This window comes from Actinophytocola sp., from assembly GCF_045807065.1.
In the GTDB taxonomy this organism is placed as follows: Bacteria; Actinomycetota; Actinomycetes; order Mycobacteriales; family Pseudonocardiaceae; genus Actinophytocola.
Genome location: NZ_JBJMIE010000130.1, coordinates 1 through 4,844, shown reverse-complemented (window position 1 = coordinate 4,844; position 4,844 = coordinate 1). Strand labels below are relative to the sequence as shown.

Annotated in this window: 4 protein-coding genes; 2 read left to right on the top strand and 2 right to left on the bottom strand. The window is 71.2% G+C overall.

The window, feature by feature from the left end; all coding sequences use genetic code 11:
* Positions 1-608, top strand: a 608-nt coding sequence (locus ACJ73U_RS07590; RefSeq protein WP_407776819.1) for a class I SAM-dependent methyltransferase, incomplete at its 5' end; no start/stop codon positions are given.
* Between the two features lie 40 nt (positions 609-648).
* Positions 649-1,134, top strand: coding sequence for a DUF1707 domain-containing protein (locus tag ACJ73U_RS07585; protein ID WP_407776818.1), 486 nt, complete (start codon positions 649-651; stop codon positions 1,132-1,134).
* A gap of 5 nt (positions 1,135-1,139) precedes the next feature.
* Here the strand turns inward: ACJ73U_RS07585 and ACJ73U_RS07580 are convergent, their stop codons facing one another.
* Together ACJ73U_RS07580 and ACJ73U_RS07575 are read right to left on the bottom strand one after the other, a co-directional pair.
* Positions 1,140-2,252 (bottom strand): low temperature requirement protein A, encoded by a 1,113-nt coding sequence (locus ACJ73U_RS07580; RefSeq protein ID WP_407776817.1) that lies wholly within the window; start codon positions 2,250-2,252, stop codon positions 1,140-1,142.
* A gap of 31 nt (positions 2,253-2,283) precedes the next feature.
* A partial coding sequence (locus ACJ73U_RS07575) for a glycoside hydrolase family 35 protein (RefSeq protein ID WP_407776816.1) occupies positions 2,284-4,844 on the bottom strand: 2,561 nt, incomplete at its 5' end.

Genomic DNA, 4,844 nt, shown 5'->3' with positions numbered 1-4,844 from the left:
CGATCCGCGCCGCGCGGCGCGGCGCCGAGGTGACGTCGCTGACGATCTCGCCGAGCCAGCAGGAGCTGGCGCGGCGGCGGATCGCGGAGGCCGGGGTCGCGGACCGGGTGCGGGTGGAGCTGCGTGACTACCGGCACGAGACCGGCACCTACGACGCCGCGGCCAGCGTGGAGATGATCGAGGCGGTCGGGCACCAGCACTGGCCGGAGTACTTCGGCATGGTGGACCGGGTGCTCGAGCCGGGCGGCCGGTTCGGCCTGCAGGCGATCACCATGCCGCACCGGCAGATGCTCGCGACCAGAAGCTCGCAGGGCTGGCCGCACAAGTACATCTTCCCCGGCGGGGAGCTGCTGTCGATCCCGGAGATCGAGCGCCAGGTGGCCACGCACACCGGCCTGCGCATCACCGAACGGCGCTCGCTGGGCGCGTCCTACGCCCGGACGCTCAGCACCTGGCGCGACCGCTTCCTGGAGCGGTGGCCGGACGTGACCGCGCTGGGCTTCGACGAGACCTTCCGTCGCATGTGGGTGTTCTACCTGTCCTACTTCGAGGCCGGCTTCCGCGCCGACTACCTCGACGTGTGGCAGTTCCGAATGGACAAGGGCTGAACGGGGACAACCGGACGCCCGCCTGCCACACTAGGCACCCATGGGGCGGGACGAGATGCGCGCCGGCGACACCGATCGCCAGGCAGTGGCGGACAAACTCAAGCAGGCACTGGACGAGGGCCGCCTGGACCTCGGCGAGTACGACGAGCGCCTGCAGAAGGCCTACGCGGCCAAGACCTACGGCGACCTGAACGGCCTGCTCGACGACCTGCCGGGCGCGACCGTCACCGCCCGGCCCCAGCCCGTCGCCCACCCGGCCGTGCCCCACCCGGCGCCGCCGGTGCCGTCCTCGCGGTCGGGCCAGCTGGTGCGGGCGTGGTTCGGCGGCTTCGGCGGCGTGTTCCTCGTCTGCACCACGATCTGGTTGATCACGAGCCTCAGCTCCGGCCACCTCCAGTACTTCTGGCCGGTGTGGTTGCTGATCCCAACCCTGCTGGGCCTCTTCGGCCGCCTCGGCGACCACAACGACGGCCACCGCGGCCGCCGCGACGGCCGCCATCCACGCGACCGGCGCGACCGGCGCTAGCCGGCTCAGGCGCGGGCCGCGCGGCGGACACGGGCCAGCTCCACCGCGTTCAGGACGACCAGGGCGGCGGCGAGCAGCAGGATCGCGCCCAGTGCGGGTAGGGCCCAGGCGACCGACAGCAGGGCGAGCACGGCGGCCGCGGCGGCCAGCCTTGTCGTCGACACCAGGTGGAACATCATCCAGCGGGTGTAGCCGAAGGTGGCGAGGAACATCGCCGTGCCGCCGTACAGCAGGCCCAGGTACGCCCAGCCCAGGCGGTGGGTCGGCGCGGCGACGGTCTCCTCCATGCCGACCGCGATGGCCACGATCGCGGCGATGAACACGACGTGCCCGTAGGACAGGACGTGCCGGGTGATCGTCAGCTGCACGGGTGCGACGGTCAGCGCGTGGCGCATGGCGTCGTTGGCGAAGTGGAAGTACACCCACCACAGGGCGCAGCACAGCAGGAAGGCGGCGATCGCCGCGCACAGGGTGGCCACGCCGACCGGTTCGCCGGAGTTGGCCACCGGGGCACCGACCGCGACCACGGACTCGCCCAGTGCGATCAGCACGAACAGGCCGAACCGCTCGGTCAGGTGACCGGCGTCGAAGTGCATGCTGGCGAGCCTGCGCCGCAGCAGTGACGGCATCGCCAGGTCGATCAGCGCGCCGGCCAGCCAGAGGATCTCCCGCGCCGGGCCGTCGAACAGCGCACCCACCACCAGCAGCGGGCCGGTGAACGCGATGCTCACGCTGAACGGCTGGACGTACCGCAGCTGCCCGCGGAACGCGAACACCCCGTAGCCCAGCCGCGCCGCCCAGTACGCGGCGGCGAACAGCGGCCCCCGGTTGTCGTAGGCGTGCGGCACCGCGAACGCCATCACCAGACCGCACAGCGCCACGAAGAAGATCGCGATCCGCTCCGTCGGCCGGTCCAGGTCGCGCCGGTTGGCCTGCATGGTCGTGCCGACCCACACCCAGTAGATCGGCAGGAACAGCACGACGGTGGCGCCGACGCCGCCCCAGCCGTGGTCCCGGTGCAGCAACGCGGCGAGCTGGGTGATGGCGAACACGAACACGAGGTCGAAGAACAGCTCCGCCCAGCTGACCCGCTTGCCCTCGGCCTCCGGTTCGGTCACCGCGCCAGACTACGCAAAGCCGCGTCGGAAACTACCGCGCTGTCGCGTAGTTGCCGAGTGCGGTCAGGTCGACCTGACCGAGCCCGCCCGTGGTCCCGTCCTGTGACCACACCGCCAGCGCGATCGTGTTCGTGCCCTGGTGTCTCAGAATCCCTTCCGGCAGCGTGAACACCCGCTGCGGCCCGAGGTCGTTCACGTACTGGCCCACCTGCCACCCGTTGACGAAGACCAGCACCCGGTAGTGCCGCCCGGGATCGTCGGTGAACCGCAGTCCCACGGGGACGTCCGCGTTCCGCGGCAGGTCGAGCCGCACCGTCGTGCGGTACCACGCGACACCCGGCGTGGTGTCCTGGTGCGGCAGCGTCACCGGAGACCAGCCCTTCGGCCGGAACCCGGGCAGGGCATAGCCCACCCGCTCGCCGTGCAGGCCGCCGTTGTTCATCGGGCCGCGCAGCCGGTCGGGCCGTCCACCCTGGATCCGCCACGTCAGCGGGCCGTCCGCGCCGGTGACGCTCGCCGCGAGCAACCCGCGTGGCGCCTTGTGGTTGTCGTTGCTGCCGCCGTCCTCGTTGTGGCCCATGTCGCGCACGAGCACCGCCACGACGTTGTCGCCACGCGGCGACGAAGGAGGCAGCGCGAACGTGGCGGAGGAGTTCTGGTTGCCGCTGGCGGTACCGGTCCTCACCGTGCCGAGGAAGCCGCCGTTCACCCACACCGACCACACGCCGGCACGTCCGGTGCCGGCCGTGAGCGTCAGCGCGGACGCGGACGCGCCGGAGAAGTGCCCGCGGTACCACACGTCGCCGTAGTGGAAGCCGTAGTCGTCGGTGTAGAGCACCGGCAGCGTGGCCGGCTTCGTCGGGTTGTTCGTCGTGGTGTGGTCGGCGGCCACCCAGTGGCTGTCGTCGTAGGACGGTTCGGTCTCCGGGACGTCGCCGGTGTACTGCCAGCGGGTCAGCGCGGGCAACGAGACGGGCCGGGGTCCCGGCACCGTTCCGGAGTGGACCGGCCGCCCGTCCCAGTACACCGACCGCACCCCGCGCGGCGCGAACACCTCCAGCGGGCTCGTCCGGTCGGTGTCACCACGCAGCCACAGGCCCGAGCCGTGCCGCGACGCCGAGCGCACCAGGTACGGACCGCGGACCAGGACGGGGCCGTCGGACGTCTCGACGCGCCAGAACGTCGAGGCCGTGTCGCTGTCGGCGAGCAACAGCTCCAGCGGCGGGCGCCCACCGCCGTGCACCCGCACCCGCGCCAGTCCGTTGTGGACGTAGCTGAGCCGCAGATCGCCGTTCGAGTAGGTCGCCGTCACGTCACCCGAGACGACCTCGACCCACGGCTCGCTGGAGTAGCGCAGCACGGTCTCGCCGGGCTCACCCGCGCGTCCGTGCAGCAGCGCCACGTCGCGGTCCCCGAGGTCGAGGTGCGCCATGATCTCCGACGTGGAGTAGACCAGCCGCTGGCGCTCCATGTCGTAGCCGGCCGCCAGGATCTTGAAGTCCCGCCCGCTCAGGGCGACCGTCGGCGTGTAGGAGGTGCCGTCGACGGTGAAGGTGGTGGACACCGGCGCCGCCGACGTCGGATCCTGGTGCCGCACGAAGTAGAACCGCGCCCCGGTGACCGGGTTCTGCTTCACCCACACCCGCACGGCCGGGTCCGTACCCGCCTGCTGGCCGACGTCGTCGGTCTCGCGCAGGTCCTCGACCGACGCCAGCAGGTACGCCTGCTGCTTGAGCACCGGCACCTTCTCGGTCAACCGCCGCTGCTCGTCGAAGGCCGCACCGTAGTCGTAGGAGGTGTAGACCACGTTCGGGTCGGACTGCCAGCCCCAGTTCGTGCCGCCGTAGGTCATGTAGATGTTGTGGACGGTGAACTGGTTCTCGATGTTGTTGTCGTAGAACATCCGCTCGAACGCCGGACCGGTCATCGCGCGGCAGCGGTCGTAGCCGGGGCCGCCCCACGGGTCGAACGCGCCCCCCTGGAACTCGCCCCAGACGAACGGCCGGTCGCCGACGCCAGGACGCAGGAAGCGGTAGTCGGTCACGGCCGGGAACGAGGTCCGGTTGCAGTCGAAGCCCGCCGGGTAGGTGTCCGTGCCGTACAGGTCCGGTGCGCCCGGACCGCTTGCCCACCGCAGGTTGCGGCCCTTGTCGTTGTGGAACAGGGGAACCGTGATGCCGTCCGCCCGTGCCGCGGCCTTGAGCTCCTCCATGTACGCGGCGTCGGGGCCGTCGTACTCGTTCTCGATCTGGTACAGGACCACCGAACCGCCGCCGTCGGTCAGCTGGTGGCGCCGGATGATCGCGTTGACGTGGTCGTACCAGTCCTCCCACGCCGCCTGGTAGTCGTCGGCGTTGGTCCTGGCCTTCCCGCTCAGGGTCGTCAGCCAGGCCGGGAAGCCGCCCGCGTCGGCCTCGGCGTTGATGTACGGCCCGGGCCGGGCGATCACGTAGAGGCCGACGTCCTCGGCGATGTCGAGCAACCGGTCGACGTCGCGGACGCCGGTGAAGTCGTAGACGCCGGGCGCGGGGGAGTGGTACGCCCAGTCGAAGTAGATCGAGGTGGCGTTGAAGCCGGCCGCCTTGAGCTTCT

Coding starts and splice junctions, on each gene's coding strand:
- ACJ73U_RS07585 (WP_407776818.1), top strand. CDS start 649: ATGGGGCGGGACGAGATGCGCGCCGGCGACACCGATCGCCAGGCAGTG.